Genomic DNA, 24,447 nt, shown 5'->3' with positions numbered 1-24,447 from the left:
CTTCAAAGTCATGATACAACTCCTTTCCACTCTGCAGGTCGCGGACAATACGGGAGCCCGCAAGGCCTCTATGATCCAGCGTCTCGGCCAGCGCAAGAAGACTGCCTCGGTCGGCGACATCATTGTCGTCAACATCAAGGAGAGCAGTACGGATGCCAGCGTGAAAAAGGGCGAGGTCGCCCGCGCGGTGGTGGTCCGGACGAAAGCACCAATTCGTCGGGCGGACGGCTCCTACCTGCGCTTTGATTCGAATGCGATCGTGATCATCGATGCCCAGGGCAACCCGAAAGGGACCCGCATCTTCGGTCCGGTTGCCCGCGAGCTGCGCCAGAAGCAGTTCATGAAGATCGTATCACTTGCTCCGGAGGTACTCTGATGATCAAGACCCATGTGAAAAGAGGCGACGAAGTCGTCGTATTGGCGGGATCGAGCGCCGGCAAACGCGGCCGTGTCCTGGAGGTGATCTCCCGGAAGCACCGCGCGGTGGTTGAGGGGCTGGCCATGATGAAGAAGCATCAGAAGAAGACCCAGGATCAACCCGAAGGGGCCATCATCGAACGGGAGGGTTCCATCCACCTTTCGAATCTCATGCTGGCCTCGCGTTTCGACGCCCGCCAGGAACGCCGCAAGCCAGCGGGCAAACCCGCGAAATAAACCCATTCCATCCGGAGCCGAAACCGTCAGGTCGGTAATCTGACAAATCATCCATGACTCCCTTTCTCAAAACATTCTACGCCGAAGAGGTCGTCCCCGCCCTGATCAAGAGCCGGGGCTACAAGAACCCGCACGAAGTGCCTCACCTGGAGAAGATCGTTCTCAACACCGGCATCTCGGCCGCGGCCGACAAGTCGGTCATGGCCGATGCCCAGAAGGATCTGAGCCTGATCAGCGGCCAGCAGGCGGTGGTGACGACGGCCCGGACCAGCATCTCGAACTTCAAGCTCCGTCAGGGCATGCCCATCGGATGCAAGGTCACCATGCGTGGTGACCGCATGCTCGAGTTCTACTACCGTCTGGTTTCGATCGCTCTGCCGACGATCCGCGACTTTCGTGGCGTTTCCTCGAAGTTGGACGGACACGGCAACTACAACCTCGGTATCGCCGACGTCACCATTTTCCCCGAGATTTCGATCGAGGGGCACAAGACCCCGATGGGTCTCGATATCACCATCGTTACCTCCGCCAAGACCGACGACGAGGGCAGGGAATTGCTCAGACTCCTGGGGATGCCTTTCCGCCGTCCAGAAACCGCCAAAGTGAACGCAGCCTGATTGATATGGCCAAGAAGTCATCCATTGAAAAGAATCTCCGCCGTCAGAGACTGGTCGAGCAGTACGCGGCCAGACGGGCCGAACTCAAGTCCATCCTCGCGAATCCGGAGAGCACCGACGAGGAATTCTTCAACGCGCAGCGCAAGCTCTCCAAGCTGCCGCGCAACTCGTCCAAGATCCGCCTGCGCAATCGCTGCTCGATCACCGGTCGTCCGCGCGCCTTCATCCGCCGCTTTGGCCTTTCCCGCCTGACCTTCCGGGAGATGGCCCTTGAGGGCAAGATCCCCGGAGTCACCAAGTCCTCCTGGTAAACACCCATCCATTTCCGCCCCGGTTTCGGGGCAACCCGGTGGAAGTCCTGATATGATCCACCGACTCTCAGCAAACCATGAATACCGATCCCATCAGTGATTTCCTGACCCGCATCCGCAACGCCTCTCAGGCGAGGCTGGCGCAGTGCTCGGCTCCCCACTCGAAACAGAAACTGGCGATTGCCCGGATTCTCAAGGAGGAGGGCTATATCGCCGACGTGACCGAGGCGAACGATGACCGCGGGCACAAGACGATTGTCGTCCGCTTGAAATACCTCGACGGTCAGCCGACCATCACCGGCCTGAGCCGGGTCAGCAAACCGGGCCGGCGCGTCTACATCGCCGCGACCGACATTCCCAGGGTCCTCAACGGCCTTGGACGCAATATCCTGTCCACGTCCCATGGACTGATGAGCGGTTCGATGGCCCGCCGGAAGAATCTCGGCGGCGAGATCGTCTGCAACGTCTGGTAAGAGGAGAATCCCACCATGAGTCGAATTGGAAAAAACCCGGTCGGAATACCGGACAAAGTCAAGGTCAGCCTGAGCGGGACGGAAGTCTCGGTCAAGGGGCCCAAGGGCGAGATTTCCCAGTCGTTCAACGCCGCGATCAGTGTTGCGGAGGAAGACGGAAAGATTGTGGTCAAGCCGACCAACACGTCCCGTTTCGCCAACGCGATGACGGGGACGGCCCGCTCCATCATCAACGGAATGGTCGAGGGCGTGACCAAGGGTTTCTCCAAGGAGCTCGAGATTCACGGAGTCGGCTTTCGCGCCGCCCTCAAGGGCAAGTTCCTCGATCTGAGTCTCGGCTATTCCCACCCCATCAATTACCCGATTCCGGATGGCATCACCATCACGGTGACCGACAACACCAAGCTGAAAGTTGAAGGAATCGACAAGCAGAAGGTGGGTGCCGTCACCGCCGCCATCCGGCGCTTCTACCCGCCGGAACCCTACAAGGGCAAGGGTGTCCGCATTGTGGGTGAGCGGGTCCGCCGCAAGGAGGGCAAGACGGTCGCCTGATGCCCTTCGGCACTTAAGCGATCGAAGAAAAGGATCCAGCATGAAAATCATCAAGAAACGGCTACTGGAACAGAAGCGGCGCTGGCGCGTCCGCCGGAAGGTCTCGGGCACGGTCGAACGGCCCCGCCTTGCGGTTCATTTCAGCAACAAACACATCTACGCACAGTGCATCAACGACGAGAACGGGACCACCCTGGTCAGCCTCTCGACCTTGGACAAGGCGCTGCGCAGCGACAAGAATGCAGCCAATGTCCAGGGCGCGGTTTCCCTGGCAAAGGCCTTCTCGGAAAAAGCCAAGGCCGCGGGCGTCACCAAGGTCGTCTTCGACCGGAACGGCCGTCGTTATCACGGCTGCGTCAAGGCATTTGCCGACGCCGCCCGTGAAGTGGGACTCGAATTCTAATCTATTATGAACTACGGACAACGTGGAGGCCGCGACAATCGCCGTGGCAATCGGGGGCAGCCCAGGGACGAGACCCCACCGGAATTTTCCGAGAAGGTCGTCTTCATCAATCGCTGTGCCAAGGTGGTCAAAGGCGGACGGCGTTTCAGTTTTTCTTCTCTGGTCGTCACCGGTGACCAGAAGGGTCGGGTCGGCGTCGGTTACGGCAAAGCCAATCAGGTTCCCGAGGCGATCCGGAAGGGTTCGGAGCAGGCTCGCAAGAACATGATTCCGGTCCGACTCAAGGGGGACACCATTCCCCATGAGGTCATCGGGCAGGCCGACGGCGGACGCGTGCTTCTGCGTCCGGCCACGACCGGAACCGGCGTCATCGCCGGCGGCGGCGTGCGCGCCGTGCTCGAGGCGGCCGGGGTGAAGAATGTCCTGTCCAAGTCCCTTGGCTCGAACAACCATATCGCGGTCGTCCAGGCGACCCTCGACGGTCTCCGGCAGCTCAAACTCGCCGAGGACTACCAGAAACTCCGCGGCGTAGGCGCAGCCTGAGCGGACTTGTAACCACTACACATCATGCGATTGCACGAACTTTCCAATCGACCCGGCGCGGTCAAGCGCCGCAAGCGTGTCGGCTGCGGCGAGGGTGGCGGCCACGGCAAGACCAGCGGACGCGGCGGCAAGGGCCAGACTGCGCGGTCCGGCAGCAGTATCCGCCCCGGTTTTGAGGGTGGCCAGATGCCCCTTTACCGCAAGCTGCCTCATCGCGGTTTCAACAATGCGAACTTCCGGACCTCCTATGACACGGTCAACCTCGGCGAGCTCGCCCGGCTGGACGAGTCCATCGTTGAGGTGGATCGCGACGTCCTGATCAAGGCCGGTCTCATCCGCGGCGAGTTTTCCGGACTCAAGGTCCTCGGTGGCGGTGAGTTGAACCGTCGCCTGAAGGTCACCGCGGCCAAGTTTTCGGCTGCAGCCAGGGAAAAAATCGAGAAAGCGGGCGGCGAGTCCTTGGTGGCCTCCTGAGGCGACGGTTGAACCTGATATCCGATGCTCTCAGCCTTCACCAATTGCCTTAAGATTCCCGAGCTCCGCTCGAGAATCTTTCTTACCCTGGCGCTCCTGTTTGTCGCCCGGGTGGCGGCCAATATACCGCTTCCAGGGTTGGATCCGGCTCCGCTGCAGAGCTTCTTCGCGGCGCAGACTTCCGCGGGCGGCGGCAGTGTGGTCGGCCTCTACAATATGTTCACGGGTGGCGCCCTCCTGAAGGGTGCGGTTGGGGCCCTCGGCATCATGCCGTATATCTCCGCCTCCATCATCTTCCAATTGATGGCTGCCGTGGTGCCGTCGCTTGCGCGCCTTCAGCAGGAGGGCGATGTCGGCCGGCAGAAGCTCGCCCAGTACACCCGCTACGCGACCGTGGTCATCTGTCTGGTCCAGGGAGTTCTCCTCCTCCTTGCCCTGGAGAATCCGGCCAAGTTGTTCCCGGGGTATGACGTCAATCTCTACGGGTCGATCGTCATCACGGGCAAGGCCATGTTCCTGGTCAATTCGACGATCATCCTGACCGGCGGAACACTTCTGCTCATGTGGCTGGGAGAACAGATCACCCAGCGGGGAATCGGAAACGGAATCTCCCTGCTCATCACGGTCGGCATCCTCTCGGATCTGCCCGGGGCAATCGCGGCCACCTACCAGCTCTTCTTCGCCCCGGTCGGAGTCAACCGGCTCGGTCTTCCGGAAGGCGTTTTGATGCTCTTCCTCCTGCTCGCGGTCACCGCCGGCATCGTTGCCGTGACCCAGGCGCAGCGGAAAATTCCGGTGCAATATGCCAAGCGCGTGGTCGGGCGGCGCGTTTATGGGGGCCAGAGTTCCTTCCTGCCCCTGAAGGTCAATTATTCGGGAGTCATGCCGGTGATCTTTGCCAGCGCCATCCTCCTCTTCCCGCAACAGATCTTTTCCCAGTTGGGGGCGGCCCTCAACCTCCGCTGGCTGACCGACATCTCCAACAACCTCGGACGCGGGCATTGGATCTACTACCTGACGATGTCGTCGCTGATCCTCTTTTTCAGTTATTTCTGGGTCTCGGTCATGTTCAAGCCGATCCAGATTGCGGACGACCTGAAGAAGTACGGCGGCTATATCCCGGGTGTGCGCCCGGGGGAACCCACTGCGCGATTCCTCGATTTCATCATGACCCGGCTGACTCTGGCCGGTGCCATCTTCCTCACCGCCATCGCGATTTTTCCGGACGTCCTGCTCTTCGAATACAACGTCCCCTATCGCATCGCCGTCTTCTTTGGCGGGACCGGCATGTTGATCACCGTGGGTGTTCTCCTCGATACCATGCGGCAGATCGAGACCTTCCTCCTCCAGCGTCACTACGACGGATTTCTGAAGAAGGGGCGGATTCGGGGCCGTGGGACCAGTCGACAGACTGCGCTGGGCGCAGGGGTCGGATTCAAGAACGTGGCCGTGCTTTATGCTGTCCTTGGAGCGATCTTTCTGGTGGGAATTCTTGCCTGGGGGTTGCAGAAATTTTGAGTTCCCTCTTTACATCGGCACCTGACCGTGCCAATTCGGTTCCCTTTGCGGCGCTTGCATCCTCGCGGTCACGCGTCGTCCTTCTTGGGGCCCCGGAATCCGGTCACGACCGGGATCTGGAGCCTCTTCGTTCTTTGACTTTTGAGCACGTTTCGGTTTCCCGCCTGCTGCAGGCGGAGATCGAGCGCAATACCTCCTTTGGCATCCGTGCCGCCCGATCCCTCATCGAGGGCCGTCCGGTCGCGGCCGACATCCTGTTGGCCGTGGTGCGGAAATGGTTCTGGTCGCGACGCTCAGGCCGCGGCTTTCTTCTCGAAGGTTTCCCGACCAACTTGGGCCAGGCCCTCATCCTCGACGAATGGCTCGAGGCCCGGGGAGAATCCCTCGATCAGGCGGTTCTCTGTTCCTCCGACGGATTTGGAGTGGACGGAGCCGATCCGGTCATCCGTCACTACGACCGCCAGGCCATCCTGACCCGGCTTTCTCCTGAAACGAACCGTTGCGACGACCTCTTCGAAGAGGAACCGGATCTCGTCCCCACCTGCTCATGATTCCAATCAAGAGTCAGGACCAGATCGAACGGATGCGCGAAGCCTGTCGGGTTGCCGCGGAGGTTCTCGACGCCCTGAAGGGTTATGTCCGGCCCGGGATTTCCACCTTTGAATTGGACCAGATCGCCAAGAATCTGATTTTCGAAGGAGGAGCGGTCAGTGCCTGCCACAATTACAAGGTGGGCTCGCGCCGGTTCCCCAGCTACAGCTGCCTCTCGGTCAACGAGGAGGTGGTTCACGGAATCGGTTCGATCAATCGGGTCCTCCAGGAGGGTGATGTCGTGGCCCTGGACGTGGTGGTCTCCTACCAGGGGTTCATCGGCGACAATGCCTGCACCGTTCCGGTTGGAGAGGTTCCGGCTGGAACGCAGAAGCTTCTCGAAGTGACCGAGGAGGCTCTGCGTCGGGGAATCGCCCGGGCCGTCGCTGGAAAGCGGGTGGGCGACATTTCGTCCGCCGTCCAGCGTCACGTGGAGTCCAATGGGTTTTCTGTCGTCCGTGAATTCGTGGGTCACGGTGTGGGGGTCAGCATGCACGAGGAGCCGCAGATTCCCAATTTCGGGCGCCCTGGAACGGGTCCGAAGCTGAGGCCGGGAATGACCCTGGCGATCGAGCCCATGGTCAACCTCGGTGGACCCGAGGTCGAAGTCCTGGCCGACGGCTGGACCGTAACGACCCGCGATCGCACGCCATCCGCGCATTTCGAACACACCGTGCTCATTACGGAAGGGGCTCCCGAAGTCCTGACCGTTCCCGTCAAGAAGCCCATGATCTCGGGCTGATGAGATCAATCAACCATCCTCTTTCAAGAAATCAGTAACCCATATCATTATGCCACGCTTACTTGGTGTCGACATTCCCGGAAAAAAGAAAATCGAGTATTCCCTGCGTTATATTTACGGGATCGGCCCGGCGCGTTCCCGCGAGATCGTCGAAACGCTCAAGTTGGATCCCGACATGCGGGCGGATGATCTGACCGAGGAACAGATCAACCATATCATGGCCGCCATCTCCGAGAAGCGGTACATGGTCGAGGGTGATCTTCGCCGTGATATCACCAGTAATCTCAAGCGCCTTCAGGCGATCAACTGTTATCGGGGGATCCGTCACCGTCGCGGTCTTCCCGTTCGTGGTCAGCGCACCAGCACCAACAGCCGGACCCGGAAGGGCGCACGTCGCACCGTCGGCGTTGTCCGCAAGAAATAAACCCATTCAGCCATGGCCGAGGAAAAAGACACTCCCCAAACCGCCCCCAAGGGCGAAGAATCCGTAAAGACGGCACCCGCCAAGGGCGGTGCTCCCAAAGCGGAGAAGCCGCAGGCCGAAGCGCCCGACGCCGAAAGAGCGGAGGAAAAGACCGAACCCGAGACCATCGGCGGTGTGCCCAAGGCGCCGACCGCCCAGGATCTGCTCAAGGACGAGATCGGCCTGATCAAGGTCCGCAAGGCCAAGGGCAGCAAGAATATCTCTGCGGGGGTGGTTCACATCGTGGCCACCTTCAACAACACGATCGTTTCGATCACCGACCAGAAGGGAAATCTCATCTCCTGGTCCAGCGGCGGGAAAATGAATTTCCGCGGATCCCGCAAGTCGACTTCCTACGCGGCCCAGGTAGTTGCCCAGGACGCCGCCCGCGCCGCCATGGCCCACGGCCTCAAGGAGGTCGTCATCCGGGTCCGCGGCCCGGGGATGGGACGCGATTCCGCCATCCGGGCGATGCAGGCGGTCGGTCTTGAGGTCACTTCCATCATCGATGTCACGCCGGTGCCCCACAATGGCTGCCGTCCGCCGAAGCGCCGCCGCGTCTGATCCTTTTCAATCCGTCTTTTTTCCCGACACACCATGGCTCGTTACACAGGTCCCACCACTCGCATCAGCCGCCGGTTCGGCCAGCCGATCTTCGGTTCCAGCAAGGCGTTTGAAAAGCGGAGTTATCCTCCAGGAATCCACGGCCCCCGCTCCCGCCGCAAGCACAGCGAGTATGCGATCGGTCTGATGGAGAAGCAGAAGCTCCGCTACATGTATGGCCTGCTCGAGCGCCAGTTCCGCCGGACCTTTGAGAAGGCCAAGCGCGAGCGTGGTGTCACCGGCGAGCGATTCCTCCAACTGCTCGAGACCCGCCTTGACAGTGTCATCTATCTTCTGGGTTTTGCCCGAACCCGCCGGGCCGCCCGGCAGTTTGTCAATCACGGCCATGTGCGGGTGAACAACCACAAGGTGGATATCGCCAGCTACCAGGTGAAGGCCGGCGACGAAATTGAAATCCGCGCCAACACCTCGGCCCGCCAGCTGGCCACCCGCTGCATGGAGGAGACCCGCATGCGGGCGATCCCGGCCTGGCTTACCCGCCATGATGATTCATTCCGTGCCACCGCCAACCGGCTGCCCACCCGGGAGGAGATGGAGCCCTCGATCAACGAACAGCTGATTGTCGAGTTCTACAGCCGGTTCTAGTCGACCACTCATGCCTCTCCCGAAGGAAGAGGTCCCCCACGTTCGTTCTGCCACCATACCATCATCGCCATGCCAAAACGTATTGGAAAATTCGAATTGCCGAACCGACTCGTCAAAATCGAGGAAGGCGCGACCGATACCTACGCCAAATTTGTCGCCGAGCCCTTTGAGACCGGTTACGGCCATACCATCGGGAACTCGCTCCGCAGGGTCCTGCTCAGTTCGATCGAGGGTGCGGCCATCGCCTCGATCAAGATCGACGGAGTCAACCACGAGTTTCAGAGTGTGGACGGAATTGTTGAAGACGTCACCGATATCGTCCTCAACCTGAAGAAGATTCTCTTCGTTTCGCATAAGCGCGAGGTCGTGAAGATGCGGATCAACGTCACCCGCGCCGGTGCCGTCACGGCCGGTGACATCGAGCCCGATGCCAATATCCAGATCGTCAATCCGGATCAGGTCATCTGCACCTTGGACAAGGAGATGACGTTCTCGGCCGAACTTGAGGTTCAGGTCGGTCGTGGCTATTGCCCGGGTGAGAGCAACAAGTCGGAGGATCACCCCATCGGGGTCATCCCGGTCGACTCCCTCTTCAGTCCGGTCCGACTGGTCAAGTATGTGGTCGAGAACACCCGGGTCGGGCAGATTACCGATTACGACAAGCTGATCCTCGAGGTCTGGACAGACGGTCGGATCAATCCGGACGATGCGCTCAAGCAGGCGGCCGCCATCCTCAAGCATCACCTCGATGTCTTCGACCGGGTCTCCGAGGAGGCCTACGAGTTTGAAGACGAGGGGGCGGAGGTCAGCGAAGAGCAGAACAAACTGCGCAAACTGCTCAACATGAGCGTCAATGAGATCGAGCTCTCGGTCCGTGCCGCCAACTGCCTGAACAATGCCAACATCACCACGGTCGGAGAACTGGCCATGAAAACCGAGCAGGAGATGCTCAAATACCGTAATTTCGGCAAGAAGTCCCTCAACGAGATCAAGGACAAGCTCGAAGCTCTGGGCCTCTCCCTCGGGATGAAATTCGACGAGCGCCTGCTCGACACCAGGAAGGAAGCCTGAAGCCACCGGCGAGAACACCATGCGTCACCGCAAACACAATCACCAACTCGGCGTCAAGAAGGAGCACCGTGAGGCTCTGATGGCCAATCTAGCCTCTTCGCTGATCAAGAAGGGGCGGATCCAGACCACCCTGGCCAAGGCCAAGGCGTTGCGTCCCTTCGTCGAGCCCCTCATCACCCTGGCCAAGAAGGGTGACCTCCATCAACGGCGTATCGCGCTTGCCCGACTGCGTGACCAGGAAGCTGTCCGCCTCCTTTTCAGCACACGGGTGACCGAGTTTGCCAAACGCAACGGGGGCTATACCCGGATCTACAAGCTGGGCGAACAGAGAATCGGCGACGCTTCCGAGATGGCGCTGATCGAGTTTGTCGGCGCCGAGGATGCCGGCTACAAGAAGTCCCGGCGGCGGCCCAAGTCCCGCCAGGCCGCTCCCCCGGTGACCGAGGCTGAAGTGGTCAGCGAGTCGACGACGATCGAGGCGGCGGATGAAGCCGGAAAGCCGGCCGAAAAAGCCGACGCCTGATCCAGCGTTTCACCCGGCCATCACTTCAGGGCCCAAAGACCATTTGCCTTCTTCGAAGGGCGCGCCCAGAACTATCGGGGACGCGCCCTTTGCTTTTGGGGCCGCCCCCGGCGATCACGGAAAGACCCACTCGATCCATTCAAGGTGCCCATAACCGTCAATCTCAGCATTGGTGCCCTGATCTACACGGTTTCGGCCATCGTCCTCGTTTTCAGCCTGTGGATCTACTACGATGTGCGGGACCGCAAACTGATCGATGCCAAGCGGCGTCGGGTGGTCTTTCACTGCATTCGCTGCGACAAGCTCTACAGCGCCTCCGAGGGCACGGAAGTCTGTCCCTGTCCCCGTTGCGGATTTGAGAATGGGCGACTCAGGTTCTGAGGCATCCTCGCGAGGGTTTGCCACCGCCATCCTTGCCAATCTCCCTGATATTCCTTTCCTTCGTTTCTTTTCCCTTCTTCTCCCATCATGCATCAGACGATCGGCGTCCTTGATTTCGGCTCCCAGTACACCCAGGTGATCGCACGACGCATTCGCGAGTGCTCGGTTTTTTCCAAGATCTACCACTATTCCACGACGGCCGCGCAGCTGAAGGCGGACGGCGTTTGCGGGATCATCCTGTCGGGCGGCCCTTCCAGCGTGCTCTCGAAGAATGCACCGATCCCGGATCCGGAGATCTATCGGGCAAAAATCCCTGTCCTGGGCATCTGTTACGGCCTGCAGTTGATCGCCCAGCAACTGGGCGGCCGGGTCACCCCGTCGAAAAAGCGTGAATACGGCCACGCCGAACTCAAGATCATGAAAGGGGACGTGCTTTTCCGCGGCATGCCGGAGACCATCCGGGCCTGGAATTCGCACGGCGACCAGGTCATGCGCATGCCCCGGGGGTTCCGCTCCATCGGTTCGACCAGCAACTCGCCCTTTGCGGCGATCGAGCATCCGACCCGCAAGATCTACGGAATTCAGTTTCACCCCGAGGTCAACCACACCGAACAGGGGCTTCACATCATCGACAATTTCCTCAAGCGGGTTTGTGGTTGCACCGGGGATTGGTCGATGGCGGACTTCATCGATCAGTCGGTCGCTTCGATCCGGGAAACGGTCGGCGACGGCCACGTCATCCTCGGCCTGAGCGGCGGAGTCGATTCATCGGTCGCGGCGGCCCTGATCCATCGTGCGATCGGCCGGAATCTCAAATGCGTCTTCGTCGACAACGGGCTCCTGCGCAAGGATGAGCGCGCCTATGTGGTCGATCTCTTTCAGCGGAACTTCCGCATCGACTTGAGGGTCGAAAAGGCCGGACCTCTCTTTCTCGGCAAACTCCGTGGCATCACCAATCCTGAAACCAAGCGCAAGATCATCGGGCGGACTTTCGTGCAGGTCTTCAACCAGTCCCTCAAATCGGTTGGACCGGCGGAATTCCTCGCCCAGGGAACGCTCTATCCCGATGTCATCGAGAGCGTGGCCATCGCGGACAACCCGGCTGCGCTGATCAAGAGCCACCACAATGTCGGGGGGCTGCCCAAACGCATGAAACTCAGACTGCTCGAGCCTTTGCGCGAACTGTTCAAGGACGAGGTCCGGGCGGTGGGCAGTGCCCTGGGTCTGCCCAAGGAGGTTGTCTGGCGGCAGCCCTTCCCGGGACCCGGTCTGGGTGTCCGGGTGGTGGGGGAGGTCACCGCCCGCCGCCTGCGCATTCTCCGGGGTGCCGACGCCATCCTTCAGGAAGAGATGATCAACTCGGGTTATTACTACAAGGTCTGGCAGTCGTTCTGCGTGCTGGTTCCGGTGCGCACCGTCGGCGTGATGGGCGATGAGCGGACCTACGAATATGTCATCGCGATTCGGGCGGTTGAGAGCGTGGACGCCATGACCGCAGACTGGGTCCGTCTGCCCTACGACCTCCTCCGCACCGTCTCCAGCCGCATCATCAACGAGGTCAAGGGCGCCAACCGCGTCTGCCTCGACATCAGTTCAAAACCGCCCAGCACCATCGAGTGGGAGTGAACCCTCCCGGTGCCCGAACGATTCCCACCATGAAACAGTCCCTCTTCAATCTCGTGTCCCGATCGGGTTTTCTCCTGACCGGATTTCTCATTCCGACCCTGGCTTCCGGACTGATCGCGGATGACCGCACCGACGCCATCATCCAGCGGGCCCGAGCCTTCGTCGGTTCGGAGGAGGCTCTCAACCGGATCACCTCGATCCACTATACCGGCCGGTTGCAGTCGGAAGAAGGCACCACGGGAAGGGTCGATATCATCTTCCAGAAGCCCTATTTCCAGTCCATCGTGGTTGAAGTCGAAAACGTCAGGGAAACCACCGCCTTGAGTGGCTACGACGGGTGGCGGAAAATCGAGGATGTCACCAATGAATCCGACTGGGAACTGACTCTGCTGGAAGCACCCCAGATCCGGCGCCTTCAGGCCAATACCCTGGAGAACCTGAGCTTCTACCGTCCCGGCGAGAAGGATCCGGTTCAGGTGATCGATGACGGGGAAGTCGAAGTCGACGGCATCACTTGCGATAAGCTGGTTTTTCGTCACAGCGCTTCCATTCAGTTCATCCGCTATTTTGATGCCGCCTCCGGCCGCCTCGTCCTGACTGAGACCGAGCAGGGCGGGAGCATTCGCGAACTCGGTGAGATCCTCGTCGACGGGGTCCGTTTTCCCGAAAGAGTCATCACTCGGGTCGGCGACCAGAGCAGTACGATCATTTTCGAGTCGGTCGAGGTGAACACCGTTTTCGACGAGGACCGGTTTGATGTGCCCATGCTCATGCCGAAATCTTCCTCCTGACCGGCTCATGTCGGACGGTGAGAATCGATTGGACTGCCGTTGACCGCCCACATGCGCATCCTCGAATTTGCGTCTCCGGGTTTCACCCGCAGTTTCAGGGCTTTCTGCCGGAACGCGGAGCCTTCCGTGTCGCTGCGTCAGTCGGTCGCGAAGATTCTCGAAGATATCCGCCTTGGAGGTGATCCGGCCGTTCGGATCTGCCTCGAAACCCATGACAGGGTTCATCTCAAGACTCGTGATCTGGGAATCGACGCTTCCGAGATGCGGGCGGCGTGGAGCCGGCTGTCCTCGGGCGACCGCCGTGCGATGAAAGACGCCCTGCGCAATATCCGGATTTTCAATCGCGAGGGTCTGCCGGCCGACTGGGTGGGGAGAAATGCGCACGGAGCCCGGGTTGGCGAGCGCTTTCATCCTCTCGATCGAGTCGGCATCTACATTCCTCGCGGGTTGGTATCCACGGTCCTGATGACCTGTGGGCTGGCCCGCCTGGCCGGTGTCCCGGAAATTGCCGTGTTCACCCCGTCCGATCCCGAGGGAAACGTTGGTGAGGGCCTCCTCGGAGCTCTCCATCTGTGCGGAATCACCGAGGCCTACCGGATCGGTGGCGTTGCGGCGATCGGTGCGATGGCCTTCGGCACCCGCACGATTCGACCGGTGGCCAAGGTCTTCGGTCCGGGCAACGCCTATGTCGTTGAGGCCAAACGCCAGGTGTTCGGGACAATCGGGGTCGATCTTCTTCCGGGACCGAGCGAAGTCATGGTCATCGCCGACGCCTCATCGGCCCCTTCCGTCATCGCGGCCGACCTCCTCGCCCAGGCCGAACACGGCAGTGGTCAGGAGCGGGTCTTTCTGGTCTCTCCCTCGATGGCACTGATCCGCCGCGTTCATGACCGCATTCGGGAACGCATGGTTTGCCTCCCCAGGAAGGACGCCATCTTCAAGGTGGTGACGAACGGATTCCTCAGTATTCGGACCCGGGATCTGGCCGACGCCGCCGGGCTGGCCAACGAGGTCGCGCCCGAACATCTGGAGTTGGCCCTGCCGTCGAATGAGGCGAAGCGCATGCTCAAGCGGATCACCACGGCCGGTGCGGTCATGATCGGCCATTGGTCGGCGACCGCGTTGGGCGACTTTGTCGCCGGCCCAAGCCACGAACTGCCGACCGGAGGCGCGGGACGGTATGCCTCGGGTCTCCAGGTTCGTGATTTCATGCGTCGTTCCAGCCTGATTGAATACGATGAGGCCTCCCTCAAGGAGGCGGCCGCATCGGCGGCAGCCTTCAGCCGGATGGAGGGACTCGACGGACACGGCCGGTCGGTTGAATCGAGGTTTGAATCGTGAGCCGGACCTTTGATCCGTATTCAATCGCCCATGACACAATCCGGGCACTCAGTCCCTACACTCCCGGGTTCCAGCCGAAAGGGGAGGGGTGGGTCAAGCTCAACACCAACGAGAGTCCCTACCCGCCAAGCCCCCGGGTGGCGGCCGCGGTCGAAGCCGAGATCGACCGTCTGCGCCTCTATCCGGATCCGCGCAGCAGCCGATTGCGGGAATTGGTGGCTGCGCGGATCGGGTGCGGCGCGGATCAGGTCATCATCGGAAACGGCTCCGACGATATCCTCAACCTCCTCGTTCGGGTCTTTGGCGGGCCCGGACATTTGACCGGCTACACGGTTCCGGGATATTCCCTCTACCCCATCCTCATCGCGATGGCCGGCGGCCAGGCGGAGGTGGTCGAGTTCGACCGCTCCATGAGTCTGCCGGTCGAGGCGATTGCCGGCTCCGGTAGCGGACTTTTTTTCCTGACCTCACCGAACGCCCCCACCGGTGTGTCGTTCCCGGTCGCCGGGATCGAGAGTATCCTGCGGGCCTTTCCCGGTGTTCTCGCCGTGGATGAAGCCTATGCGGATTTCGCGGAGGAGACGGCGGCCGGATTGCTCGTCGATCACCCGAACCTGGTCATCGTCCGAACGCTTTCCAAGTCGCATGGACTGGCCGGCCTCCGGGTGGGCTATGCCGTCGGCTCGACCGAGGTCATCGGCCTCCTGGACCGGGTCCGGGACAGCTACAACGTGAGTCGGATCGCCCAGGCCGCGGCGGCCGCTTCCCTTGAGGACGAGGCGTATCTCCGCGCATCAGTTTCCCGCATTCGAAAGACCCGGGAAACCTGCCGCGGGATCTACGAGTCATTCGGGTGGTTTGTCTACCCGTCCTCGACCAATTTCCTGTTTGTGGAACCGAGGGATGCCGGAGGGCGGACGGGTCCGGCGGTTGCGGAATCGCTTTATGATCACCTGGTTTCGGGCAGGATCCTCGTCCGCCGCTTTCCGAGTCATGCCTTGACCGCGGGTTTTCTGCGATTCAGTGTGGGCGCCGATTCTGAAATGCGGGTCCTGAACAACGCGGTCGAATCATGGCTTCGAAACGAATAGCATCGCTCAGTCGAAGGACGACGGAAACCGAGATTGAACTGACTCTCGATCTTGATGGCACCGGCAAGGCACGGTTGGCCACCGGCATACCCTTTTTCGACCATCTGCTCGAACTCTTCGCCCGTCACGGACTCTTTGATCTGGAGGTCAGCGCTCGCGGCGACGTCGATGTGGATTACCATCACACGGTGGAGGATGTCGGCCTGGTTCTGGGGAATGCCTTTCGTGAGGCCCTTGGCGACAAGGTGGGGATTCGGCGCTACGGCTTTTTCATCCTTCCGATGGATGAATGTCTTTCCCGGGTCGCCATCGATCTGAGCAATCGCCCGTTCCTCGCCTACGATGTCGTGGTCGAGGACAGCTATGTGCGGGATTTTAATATCCTCCTGATCAAGGAATTCTGCCGGGCCTTTTCCAATTCCCTGGGGGCTAATCTTCATGTGCGCCTCGAGTATGGCGAAGAAGCCCACCATGCCGTGGAATGTGTCATGAAATGCCTTGCCCGGGCCCTCGACGTGGCCACTTCCATCGACCCCCGCGCGGCCGATGCACTTCCCTCGACCAAGGGGACGTTGACTTGAGGCCTGGCGCCTGAAGGCGTGGGGTTTGCACCAGGATGGATCCTCGAGAGCACGAGATCGCCGTGATCAACTACGGCATGGGAAATCTCCGGAGTGTCACCAAGGCCCTCGAGGCGGTCGGCGCCAGGGTCCGCCTGGTTGAGCGACCCGGGGAGGTGGAAGGAGCGGCCGGGATCGTTCTTCCCGGGGTTGGCGCGATCGGTGATTGTATCGATGCGCTCAACCGCAGTGGTCTGGCGGATACGATCCGGGAGTGGATCGCGGCCGACCAGCCCTTCCTGGGGGTCTGTCTGGGATTGCAGGCCCTTTTCGAGGCATCGGAGGAGGGCGGGGTTCGCGGGTTGGGCATCTTCCCCGGGCAAGTCATCCGGTTTCGGAGCCGGGATCTCAAGATTCCGCACATGGGATGGAATGACGTGGTGTTCCGGCCGGCGGCCTCCCCGCTGACGGCGGAAGTCTCCGCGGGGAACGGGCAGTTCTATTTTGTACACAGTTATTATGTCCGGCCGGAGGATCCGGATCTCATTGCGGGTGAGACGGACTACGGCGGGCGCTTCACGTCGATGATCGCCCGCGGACGCTGCTTTGCCACCCAGTTCCACCCGGAGAAGTCGCAGCAGGCCGGACTGGCGCTTTATCGTGGATTCGTCGAGATGGCCAAAGGGGCATAAGTTGACCTAATATCATTCATTGAATTGCCTTACATCAGGTCGCTTTGCAGGTGACATCGGCATTACCTGTTGGCATATTCCTCGAAAAGCTTCTCAATGGATCCGGTCGCCTCTGGTTTCCCGGGGGGGCATCCCACTGCCGCCGTAATTGATTGTCTTTGTCATGTCTGAAAACGCTGTTCTTAAGCTCAATGGTCGGAGTCTCGAGTTCCCCTTGATGAAGGGGTCGGAGGGCGAGGAAGCGGTTGATTTCCGCAAGCTTCGCGAGGCCTCCGGTGGGTTCATAACCTTTGACGAGGGCTACGGGAATACCGGCTCGTGCGTCAGCAACATCACCTTCATCGATGGAGACAAGGGCATCCTCCGTTACCGTGGATACCCCATCGAGCAACTTGCGGAGAAGTCGGACTTCATTGAGACCGCTTATCTGGTGATGTATGGCGAGTTGCCGACAAAGGAGCAGCGGGTCGCCTTCTCCACCCGTCTGGCGGATCAGGCCGGCATTCATGAGCGGATGCTCCACCTTTTCGAGGGATATCCCCGTGACGCACATCCGATGGCCATCCTCGGAGCCATGGTCAGCTCGCTCGCCTGTTACGACCCCCACCTCGCGACCAATGACCATAATCGCGACCTGGAGAACTTTGACGAAGCGGCGGCCATTGCTCTTTCAAAAGTGCGGACAATCGCGGCAGTCGCCTACCGGATGAGCCGTGGCCTGCCCACCATCTATCCGGACAGGAACCTCCGCTACTGCGAGAACTTCCTGCACATGATGTTTTCGGACCCTTATCGTCAGCATGTGGCTTCGGACGAAGTGGCCCGCGCGATGAACCTGATTCTGCTTCTGCATGCCGACCACGAGCAGAACTGCTCGACCTCCACGGTCCGCATGGTTGCCTCCAGCGGCGCCAACCTCTTTGCCTCAACGGCCGCAGGCATCTCTGCGCTTTGGGGGCCTCTCCATGGCGGTGCCAACGTCGCGGTGATCGAGATGCTTCAGTCGATCTACGACCGGGGAGACGATGGTTCCCGTTTCATTGATGCGGCCAAGTCAGGAGAAGCACGGCTCATGGGCTTCGGTCACCGGGTTTACAAGAATTACGACCCGCGCGCCAAGATCATCGGCAGGGCCTGCGAGACACTTCTGGCCAGCCTGGGTCATGTCGATCCCCTGCTCGATATCGCCCGCCACCTTGAGAAGGCGGCCCTTGGGGATGATTATTTTCTGGAGCGGAAGCTCTACCCGAACGTGGACTTTTACAGTGGAATCATGATGCGTGCCATCGGGATTCCCCTCAACATGTTCACGGTCATGTTCTCCATCGGACGCATGCCGGGCTGGATCGCGAATTGGCACGAGGTCGCTTCGGACAAGAAGGGTCGCATCTACCGTCCGCGCCAGATCTACGACGGTCCCGTCCTGCGGGATTATATTCCTGTCGACAAGCGGGCTTGAACCGGACCTGCCGCGGTTGCGTGAACGGGGTGGATTTCTGCTCCTTTCAGAGTTCCATCATCGGGTGACTTCCCCTCTCCGGGACCCGCGACCCAATGGATCGGAGAGCCGGCCGCTGGGGTGGTCTCCGCCTATTTCTTTTTTTCCGGTTGGGTCTTCAGGATATCGTCAAGTTCGAGTCCGGTCAGTTTCTTGATGCCATTGATCAGACGCCAGAGGGCGACGATCATGACGACGAGGACGGGAATGGTGATGACCGGCCAGCTCAGCGCTGTCATCCGTCCGAGTTCGGCCGCGAATTCCGGGGAGCCGCCCGGGCTCTTGATCACAAAGCGGGCGAGGGCGAAGTTGAGGACCGCGCTGACGAAAAACGCTGTGGCCAGGAGGTAGGTTGAGGTGGTCAGGAGACGTTCAAACGACTCGTGGTGAGTCAGTCGGTCCAACTCGGCGTCAACCCGGGCGACATTGATCATCCGGTCGTTGTAGAGAAAGGTCCTGACCAGGGGAAACGGGGTGAAGAGGGAACCGAGGACGGCCAGGCCGAAGGTCAGGGGGATGGCCGCCTCCTTGACCGCGAACCAGAAAGGCGAGATACCGAGAAGCCCGAGCCCACCCGTCAACAGGATGCTGATCAGGCCGAGGATGGAGAAGAAGTTCCATTTGCGGCGGACGACCAGATCATAGATCCCGTATCCCAGGGGCAGGCTGACGCCGATGATCAATGCCCAGACCGGTCCGAGTCGTTCCGGTTTGCTCAGGGTGGTCAGGATCAGTGCCGGAACCACGATATTGCAGAGAAGATTGAGCCAGAGATTCTCCTGGCGCACCTCGGTCGGATTGGTCTGGGCGGGATGGGTCATGGTTCGACGGAGATCATCGCGGAATGCAGTCGTTTCCGGCTATTCAAACTTCTATCTTCTGTTATTGTGACGGGTATGACTCCCGATCACGTTCTGCTTGGCGTCAACATCGATCATGCGGCGACCCTCCGGCAAGCCCGATATCGGGAATCGGGCCGCTCTTCGGGTTTTGTCGTCGAGCCCGATCCGGTCCTGGTTGGTCTGCTTGTGGAAAAGGCGGGAGCGGACGGAATCACCGTTCATCTGAGGGAGGATCGCCGCCATATTCAGGACGAGGATGTGCGCCGTCTTCGTCAGAGCATAGCCACGCGGTTGAACCTCGAAATGGCGGCAACGGACGCCATGATCCGCTACGCCCTGGATCTGGGACCGGATTCGGTTTGTCTGGTTCCCGAGAATCGGGAGGAGGTCACTACGGAGGGTGGGCTCGACGTCGTGGCCGCGTCCTCCCGGGTCGGAGAGGTGGTCGCGGCGATGAGCAGGGCGGGCATCCAGACGAGCCTCTTCATCGATCCCGATCCCGAGCAGGTTGAGCAGGCGGCGGCGTTGCAGGCGCCTTGGATCGAATTGCACACCGGTTCATTCGCCAATGCCATCGGCGCGTCACGGCGGGAGGAACTCGAGCGATTGCAGCAGGCGGCCGAACTCGGCGCGTCGCTCGGCCTGGTCATCAACGCGGGCCACGGTATCAACTACGTGAATATCTCCGAGATCATGCGGATCCCCCATCTGCACGAACTCAATATCGGGCACAGCATCATGGCGCGGTCCCTCCTGTTCGGACTCGACGAGGCGGTTCGCGAAATGAAGGCAAAGATGAGGATTCATGCCGGCGCCTGATCCACCGATGATGGATGCGGACGGAAGCCTGCCATCCGCGTTCGCGGACCCCATCCTCAGTTGCGCCGAGGCGCGGCGCTGGGAGGCGGATCTCCTGGCGGACGATGATGCTGCCACGTGGAAGGCCATGCAGGCCGCGGGCCGGGCTGTCGGGGCGAGCATTTTTCAGGACCTGCAGGAAGTGGGACTTCCGACCGTCGGCCGGATCCTTGTTCTGGTGGGGAAGGGGCACAACGGGGGCGACGCCCTCATCGCCCTTTCCACCCTGCTCGAGCGGAAACCGGAATGGCGCGCCCTGATCGTCCTTTCCTCCGGCACCGCGTCGCTCAGGCCTCTGACCCGCCGGGCGCTCGAGATGCTCGATTTGAATCGGAATCCAAGGATCGAACTCGCGGTGGCGGCCGGCAAGGGGGGCGATCGAGTGGCCGACAGTCTGAGTGAAGAATCCTTTGACCTCTGCCTCGACGGGCTCCTGGGGATGGCCTTCAAGCCGCCCCTGAGTGGCGCGACCGCCCGGATCATTGAATGGGTCAACCGGAACCCCGGAATCGCACTCCGGGCGGCTGTCGATCTGCCCAGTGGAATCGGCGATGCATCCGACCCTGGGGCGTTTCGGGCGGATTTCACCTACGCAACCGGCATCGTCAAGCGTCCGGTCGTCCTGGAATCGAACCGCGATAGAGTGGGGCGGTTCCGCTACCTCGACCTTGGTTTCTTCCGGGAGCGGCGGCCGACGGCGGAATCCTTGGTGCTCAAGGACGCCATCCTTGATCCGTTGCGCGCCCTTCGCCCGCCCGCAACGGACAAGCGGTCGTTCGGCCATGTCTTCGTCCTGACGGGAAGCCGGCCTTATCCTGGCGCCCTTCTTATGGCGGTCCGCGCGGCCCTCCAATCCGGTGCCGGCCTGGTCACGGCCTTCGCGCCGGAGTCCCTGGCGGCGGCCCTTCCCGCGCATGCGCCCGAAGCGATCTGGGTGCCCTGGCCGGAGACGCTGGCGGGCTCCCTCGCACTGGAGGGGCGCCACCTGCTGGTCTCCCGGAGGGAACGCTGCGGGTCCCTCGTCATGGGTCCGGGTTTGGGCCGGGAAGAGGAAACCCTTCGCCTCGTGGCCGAGGCCGACCGTCTGGTCGACGTGCCGGTCGCTCTCGATGCCGATGCCTTGCAGAAAGGGCTGGTCGACGAGCTCGCCGGTCGTAGAGACCGCGTCGCGCCCCTCGTGTTGACGCCCCATGCCGGCGAATTCGCCCGGATAGCGGAGGAGGATCCGAATGATCGGTCCCTGCTCGGTTATTCCCAGCGTCTGGGAGTGATCACCTGTCTGAAAGGACCGGTCACGCGGATATCCAATGGAAACCGGATCTATCTGAGCCCCTACGGCGGACCGGTCCTCGCGCGGGGCGGAAGCGGCGATCTGCTGGCCGGTATTCTTGGAACGGCTCTGGCCGGTTGTCCGGGCGCCATCCTCGAGGCGACCTGCCGCGCTGTTGTCTGGCATGGACGGGCTGCGGATCTGCTGGCCCGGTCCCGCGGACCCGTGGCCGTTCGCACCGGCGAGGTGCTTGATTTTCTGTCCCCCGTCCTCAGGCGATCCGACCATGGCTGTTGAGTTGACCCGCCGACAGGCCTTCATGGTTCTGAACGGACTGCCCTCGCTCGGCCCCGTCACCCTCAAGCGGTTGCTCGACGCTTTTGATGATGACCCGGTCGCGGTCCTTGCGGCCCGGCCGGCCGATCTGCGGGGTATCTCCGGGGTGGGTCCGGTCATCGGTCGGACCATTGAGGACTGGCCGACCCACTTCCGGCTGGACCGCGAGGAAAAGAAACTCGAAACAAGCGGAGCCCGTTTCCTGACCAGGGAGGACAAGGATTATCCGGTGCTGCTCAAGGAGATCCATGACCCGCCGATCGGACTGTATTCACTTGGGAATTACACATGGGCCGAGCGGGCCATCGCCATTGTCGGGTCCCGGCGGTGCACCCTCTACGGCCAGGCCGTGGCCAGGCGGTTCGGGGCGGAACTGGCCCGGGCCGGATTCTGCGTCTTCAGTGGTCTCGCCCGGGGGATCGACACCGCCGCCCACGAAGGTGCCCTCGGGGTGAAGGGCGGGACCGCCGCCGTGCTCGGTTGCGGGCTGGACATCATCTATCCGGCGGAGAACCTCGACCTCTATCGCAAGATCGGCGAATCCGGTATCGTCCTGTCGGAGTTTCCCTTCGGGCGACGGGCGGATCGCCAGAGCTTTCCCATGCGCAACCGCGTCGTCGCCGGTTCCTGCCAGGCGGTGGTCGTGATCGAGTCCGACCTCAACGGGGGTTCCATGATCACGGCCCGGTTCTCCGGGGAACAGGGCCGGATGATCTTTGCGGTTCCCGGAAGGATCGACCAGGCGAGCAGCCGGGGATGTCATGCCCTCATCCGCGATGGTGCCACCCTGGTCACCTCGGTCGATGAGATCCTCGAGGAGTTCAGCTATCTCGGAGGAATGCGCCCGCTGCCGATCGGCGCGGCCGGTGGCGGGGTCACCGCGCGGCCCGAACTGGACGGCGACGAATCCGCCCTCTACGCCTGTTTCCGGGGTGGGAGTATTCTGAACATCGATACAATGGTCGGTCTGACCGGGCTCCCCCTGCCCGCCGTCTCCGCCGCCCTCATGTCGATGGAACTCAAGCGGGTTGTCCGCAAACGGGCTGACGGCTGTTTCGAAGCCTGTCCGTGAGCCTTTCGCCCCATTGCCTCAGCCCGGCGGCCAGGACATCTGTCTTCCGGCGAGGAGGTGGATGTGGAGGTGGGGGACGGACTCGCAGCCGTGGGGTCCGTTGTTGATGACGAGGCGGAAACCCTTTTCGAGGTCGAGCTTGGCGGCGACCAGGCGGGAAACCCTGAGGAGGTGACCGAGGGTCCCGGTATCCTCGTCGGAGGCCGCGCTGATCCGGTCAATGCGTTTCTTCGGGATGATCAGGAGATGAACCGGGGCCTGCGGGCTGACGTCGTGGATGACCACGCAATGCTCATCCTCATATTCCATCCGGGCCGGGATCTCCCGGTCGATGATGCGGCTGAAGATCGTTTTGTCGGTCATGGGGAAAGGGGCTAGACGAGGAGGAGGTTGACCGGGCGGTGGGGCAGGGAGCGGGCGCGGACCAGATCACGCAGCCAGGCCACGGTTTCGGTGTAGGCTTCGCGGCGGGAAGGTGTCCAGCGTTTTCCGGGCGGCCGGAACAGGTCGGTCAGGTTGGCGATGAGCAGGGTTCCCTCCGGATGCCGGGCCAGTCGTTTCAGGCGATTGATGACCGAGGCCCGCAGCCAGAGCAGGCCGGCCAGACCGGGTTCCCGGCGTGCGTCGATCCAGGTGAAGCGACCAGCCTCGGGGCTCGGCCCGAAGTCCGCGGCCAACCGGTCCAGGGCGGCCTGATAGTCGGCTTCGGTGGGTTCCACCCGTTTCGCCAGGCTGGCCTCAACGGCATCACGGATTTGCCGGGCGAGATAGGGGTCGTCGCCGGTCAGGTGGGCGAAGAGGTCCTGAATCCGGAGGTTCCGGATGAGTTCTTCCGATCCTTTCATGCCGTCCGGCAGGCTGTCTCAAGGTTGATGAAATGTGACACGATTCAGAGGATTCATGGCAGCCTCGAATTCTCGAGAGCGGAGATTTCCTCGATCAATTCGGAGAGGTCGCGGAATTCCTTATAGACGCTGGCGAAGCGGATATAGGCGATCGGATCGATCCGTCGAAGGTTTTCCATGATCTTCTCTCCGATGGCCCGGCTGGGGATCTCGTAGTCGTATTGCTCCTCAAGGGCATCAATGACGTCCTCAATCAGCATGTTGAGCTGTTCAATGTGGATCGGTCGCTTTTCGCAGGCCTTCCGGATTCCAGTGAGGATCTTGTTGCGATCGAAGGGTTCCCGGCGCCCGTCCTGCTTGATCACCATGATGCCTTCGCGCAGCACCTGTTCGGTCGTGGTGATCCGGTGCCCGCAGGCGAGGCATTCACGGCGGCGGCGGATGGTGGCGCCGTCTTTGCTGATTCGGGAGTCGACAACCTTGTCGTCAAGGGAGTTGCATCGTGGGCAACGCATGGTGATTGGAGTGGCTAGAGCGCCAAAAAGTTCCGCAGCAGGGTCATTCCGTGCTCGGTTGCGATCGATTCGGGATGAAACTGGACCCCCCAGAGCGGAAGCTCGCGGTGGCGCAGCCCCATGATCTCGCCCTCTTCGGTTTCGGCCGTGATTTCCAGGCAGTCGGGCAGGGATTCACGTTCGACCAGCAGGGAATGATAGCGGGTGGCGTTGAAAGGGGAGGGCACATCGCGGAAGAGATCCGTGCCGCGATGGTGGATGGGTGAGGTTTTGCCGTGCATCAGCCGCCCGGCCCGGACGACTTTGCCGCCGAAATACTGGCCGAGACACTGGTGGCCCAGACAGACCCCGAAAACCGGTTTCCGACCGGCAAACGCCTCGACCATGGCCAGGCTGTTGCCGGCCTCGTTTGGAGAACAGGGACCGGGAGAGATCAATACCCGGTCGGGGTCCAGTGCGACGGCCTCCTCCGGGCTGATGGCATCATTGCGGACCACATGCTGGCGCACTCCAATCTGCCCGAAATACTGGACCAGATTGAAGGTAAAGGAATCGAAGTTGTCTATAACCAACAACATGGGTAAC

32 protein-coding genes and 1 pseudogene are annotated in these 24,447 nt (G+C 61.3%); 28 read left to right on the top strand and 5 right to left on the bottom strand.

The window, feature by feature from the left end:
• Positions 1–10: 10 nt before the first annotated feature.
• From rplN to R3F07_09820, 25 genes and pseudogenes are all read left to right on the top strand, one after another.
• A complete protein-coding gene (gene rplN / locus R3F07_09940) occupies positions 11–376 on the top strand; it encodes a 50S ribosomal protein L14 (protein MEZ5276689.1) in 366 nt (121 codons plus the stop codon).
• Positions 376–654, top strand: coding sequence for a 50S ribosomal protein L24 (gene rplX / locus R3F07_09935; GenBank protein ID MEZ5276688.1), 279 nt, complete (start codon positions 376–378; stop codon positions 652–654). Before rplN ends, rplX begins: the two co-directional genes overlap by 1 nt.
• A gap of 53 nt (positions 655–707) precedes the next feature.
• Positions 708–1,271, top strand: coding sequence for a 50S ribosomal protein L5 (gene rplE / locus R3F07_09930; protein ID MEZ5276687.1), 564 nt, complete (start codon positions 708–710; stop codon positions 1,269–1,271).
• A 5-nt stretch (positions 1,272–1,276) separates the two neighbouring features.
• Positions 1,277–1,582 (top strand): 30S ribosomal protein S14, encoded by a 306-nt coding sequence (gene rpsN, locus R3F07_09925; GenBank protein ID MEZ5276686.1) that lies wholly within the window; start codon positions 1,277–1,279, stop codon positions 1,580–1,582.
• 77 nt (positions 1,583–1,659) lie between these two features.
• Positions 1,660–2,055 (top strand): 30S ribosomal protein S8, encoded by a 396-nt coding sequence (gene rpsH, locus R3F07_09920; GenBank protein MEZ5276685.1) that lies wholly within the window; start codon positions 1,660–1,662, stop codon positions 2,053–2,055.
• Between the two features lie 15 nt (positions 2,056–2,070).
• Positions 2,071–2,607, top strand: coding sequence for a 50S ribosomal protein L6 (gene rplF / locus R3F07_09915; protein ID MEZ5276684.1), 537 nt, complete (start codon positions 2,071–2,073; stop codon positions 2,605–2,607).
• Between the two features lie 40 nt (positions 2,608–2,647).
• Positions 2,648–3,010: a 50S ribosomal protein L18 gene (gene rplR / locus R3F07_09910; GenBank protein MEZ5276683.1), complete on the top strand. Its 363-nt coding sequence runs from the start codon at positions 2,648–2,650 to the stop codon at positions 3,008–3,010.
• Between the two features lie 6 nt (positions 3,011–3,016).
• Positions 3,017–3,553, top strand: a complete 537-nt coding sequence (gene rpsE, locus R3F07_09905; GenBank protein MEZ5276682.1) for a 30S ribosomal protein S5 — start codon at positions 3,017–3,019, stop codon at positions 3,551–3,553.
• Between the two features lie 24 nt (positions 3,554–3,577).
• Complete coding sequence (gene rplO / locus R3F07_09900; GenBank protein MEZ5276681.1) at positions 3,578–4,027, top strand: 50S ribosomal protein L15; 450 nt, start codon at positions 3,578–3,580, stop codon at positions 4,025–4,027.
• Between the two features lie 24 nt (positions 4,028–4,051).
• On the top strand, positions 4,052–5,545 hold the full coding sequence (secY, locus tag R3F07_09895; protein ID MEZ5276680.1) for a preprotein translocase subunit SecY: 1,494 nt from the start codon (positions 4,052–4,054) through the stop codon (positions 5,543–5,545).
• The gene (locus tag R3F07_09890) at positions 5,542–6,096 is read left to right on the top strand and encodes a nucleoside monophosphate kinase (protein ID MEZ5276679.1); all 555 of its coding nucleotides are present in this window, start codon (positions 5,542–5,544) and stop codon (positions 6,094–6,096) included. Before secY ends, R3F07_09890 begins: the two co-directional genes overlap by 4 nt.
• A complete protein-coding gene (map, locus tag R3F07_09885) occupies positions 6,093–6,878 on the top strand; it encodes a type I methionyl aminopeptidase (GenBank protein ID MEZ5276678.1) in 786 nt (261 codons plus the stop codon). The genes R3F07_09890 and map overlap by 4 nt, the downstream gene beginning before the upstream one ends.
• A gap of 49 nt (positions 6,879–6,927) precedes the next feature.
• A complete protein-coding gene (rpsM, locus tag R3F07_09880) occupies positions 6,928–7,302 on the top strand; it encodes a 30S ribosomal protein S13 (protein ID MEZ5276677.1) in 375 nt (124 codons plus the stop codon).
• Between the two features lie 216 nt (positions 7,303–7,518).
• On the top strand, positions 7,519–7,905 hold the full coding sequence (gene rpsK, locus R3F07_09875) for a 30S ribosomal protein S11 (GenBank protein ID MEZ5276676.1): 387 nt from the start codon (positions 7,519–7,521) through the stop codon (positions 7,903–7,905).
• 33 nt (positions 7,906–7,938) lie between these two features.
• Positions 7,939–8,550 (top strand): 30S ribosomal protein S4, encoded by a 612-nt coding sequence (gene rpsD / locus R3F07_09870; GenBank protein ID MEZ5276675.1) that lies wholly within the window; start codon positions 7,939–7,941, stop codon positions 8,548–8,550.
• Positions 8,551–8,619: 69 nt separating this feature from the next.
• The gene (locus R3F07_09865; GenBank protein ID MEZ5276674.1) at positions 8,620–9,621 is read left to right on the top strand and encodes a DNA-directed RNA polymerase subunit alpha; all 1,002 of its coding nucleotides are present in this window, start codon (positions 8,620–8,622) and stop codon (positions 9,619–9,621) included.
• 19 nt (positions 9,622–9,640) lie between these two features.
• Positions 9,641–9,991 (top strand): annotated as a pseudogene (gene rplQ / locus R3F07_09860) (50S ribosomal protein L17).
• A gap of 297 nt (positions 9,992–10,288) precedes the next feature.
• On the top strand, positions 10,289–10,525 hold the full coding sequence (locus tag R3F07_09855) for a hydrogenase nickel incorporation protein HypA (protein ID MEZ5276673.1): 237 nt from the start codon (positions 10,289–10,291) through the stop codon (positions 10,523–10,525).
• An 87-nt stretch (positions 10,526–10,612) separates the two neighbouring features.
• Positions 10,613–12,151, top strand: a complete 1,539-nt coding sequence (gene guaA / locus R3F07_09850) for a glutamine-hydrolyzing GMP synthase (GenBank protein MEZ5276672.1) — start codon at positions 10,613–10,615, stop codon at positions 12,149–12,151.
• A gap of 29 nt (positions 12,152–12,180) precedes the next feature.
• Positions 12,181–12,942, top strand: a complete 762-nt coding sequence (locus tag R3F07_09845) for a hypothetical protein (protein MEZ5276671.1) — start codon at positions 12,181–12,183, stop codon at positions 12,940–12,942.
• 51 nt (positions 12,943–12,993) lie between these two features.
• On the top strand, positions 12,994–14,283 hold the full coding sequence (hisD, locus tag R3F07_09840; protein ID MEZ5276670.1) for a histidinol dehydrogenase: 1,290 nt from the start codon (positions 12,994–12,996) through the stop codon (positions 14,281–14,283).
• Positions 14,280–15,374 (top strand): histidinol-phosphate transaminase, encoded by a 1,095-nt coding sequence (gene hisC / locus R3F07_09835; GenBank protein ID MEZ5276669.1) that lies wholly within the window; start codon positions 14,280–14,282, stop codon positions 15,372–15,374. The genes hisD and hisC overlap by 4 nt, the downstream gene beginning before the upstream one ends.
• On the top strand, positions 15,356–15,955 hold the full coding sequence (gene hisB / locus R3F07_09830) for an imidazoleglycerol-phosphate dehydratase HisB (GenBank protein MEZ5276668.1): 600 nt from the start codon (positions 15,356–15,358) through the stop codon (positions 15,953–15,955). Before hisC ends, hisB begins: the two co-directional genes overlap by 19 nt.
• 35 nt (positions 15,956–15,990) lie before the next feature.
• On the top strand, positions 15,991–16,626 hold the full coding sequence (gene hisH, locus R3F07_09825) for an imidazole glycerol phosphate synthase subunit HisH (GenBank protein ID MEZ5276667.1): 636 nt from the start codon (positions 15,991–15,993) through the stop codon (positions 16,624–16,626).
• Positions 16,627–16,789: 163 nt separating this feature from the next.
• Complete coding sequence (locus R3F07_09820; protein ID MEZ5276666.1) at positions 16,790–18,085, top strand: citrate synthase; 1,296 nt, start codon at positions 16,790–16,792, stop codon at positions 18,083–18,085.
• Positions 18,086–18,216: 131 nt separating this feature from the next.
• On the opposite strand, the gene R3F07_09815 is transcribed toward R3F07_09820, so the two are convergent.
• Positions 18,217–18,945 carry a VC0807 family protein gene (locus R3F07_09815; GenBank protein MEZ5276665.1) on the bottom strand — a complete coding sequence of 243 codons (729 nt, stop codon included), beginning with the start codon at positions 18,943–18,945 and terminating at the stop codon, positions 18,217–18,219.
• Between the two features lie 75 nt (positions 18,946–19,020).
• On the opposite strand from R3F07_09815, the gene R3F07_09810 reads away from it, so the two are divergent.
• From R3F07_09810 to dprA, 3 genes are read left to right on the top strand one after another with little or no spacing between them, the layout of a single operon-like run.
• Positions 19,021–19,785, top strand: a complete 765-nt coding sequence (locus R3F07_09810; protein MEZ5276664.1) for a pyridoxine 5'-phosphate synthase — start codon at positions 19,021–19,023, stop codon at positions 19,783–19,785.
• Positions 19,772–21,391, top strand: a complete 1,620-nt coding sequence (locus R3F07_09805) for an NAD(P)H-hydrate dehydratase (GenBank protein ID MEZ5276663.1) — start codon at positions 19,772–19,774, stop codon at positions 21,389–21,391. The genes R3F07_09810 and R3F07_09805 overlap by 14 nt, the downstream gene beginning before the upstream one ends.
• Positions 21,381–22,502, top strand: coding sequence for a DNA-processing protein DprA (gene dprA, locus R3F07_09800; GenBank protein MEZ5276662.1), 1,122 nt, complete (start codon positions 21,381–21,383; stop codon positions 22,500–22,502). Before R3F07_09805 ends, dprA begins: the two co-directional genes overlap by 11 nt.
• 18 nt (positions 22,503–22,520) lie before the next feature.
• On the opposite strand, the gene R3F07_09795 is transcribed toward dprA, so the two are convergent.
• From R3F07_09795 to R3F07_09780, 4 genes are read right to left on the bottom strand one after another with little or no spacing between them, the layout of a single operon-like run.
• Positions 22,521–22,865 (bottom strand): histidine triad nucleotide-binding protein, encoded by a 345-nt coding sequence (locus R3F07_09795; GenBank protein MEZ5276661.1) that lies wholly within the window; start codon positions 22,863–22,865, stop codon positions 22,521–22,523.
• An 11-nt stretch (positions 22,866–22,876) separates the two neighbouring features.
• Positions 22,877–23,347, bottom strand: coding sequence for a hypothetical protein (locus R3F07_09790; GenBank protein MEZ5276660.1), 471 nt, complete (start codon positions 23,345–23,347; stop codon positions 22,877–22,879).
• Between the two features lie 53 nt (positions 23,348–23,400).
• The gene (gene nrdR / locus R3F07_09785; protein MEZ5276659.1) at positions 23,401–23,862 is read right to left on the bottom strand and encodes a transcriptional regulator NrdR; all 462 of its coding nucleotides are present in this window, start codon (positions 23,860–23,862) and stop codon (positions 23,401–23,403) included.
• Positions 23,863–23,876: 14 nt separating this feature from the next.
• A complete protein-coding gene (locus R3F07_09780; GenBank protein MEZ5276658.1) occupies positions 23,877–24,440 on the bottom strand; it encodes an aminodeoxychorismate/anthranilate synthase component II in 564 nt (187 codons plus the stop codon).
• Positions 24,441–24,447 lie beyond the last annotated feature (7 nt).

The sequence above is a fragment of the Opitutaceae bacterium genome (assembly GCA_041395105.1).
In the GTDB taxonomy this organism is placed as follows: domain Bacteria; phylum Verrucomicrobiota; class Verrucomicrobiia; order Opitutales; family Opitutaceae; genus B12-G4.
This window is presented reverse-complemented; position numbering and strand designations above follow the sequence as displayed.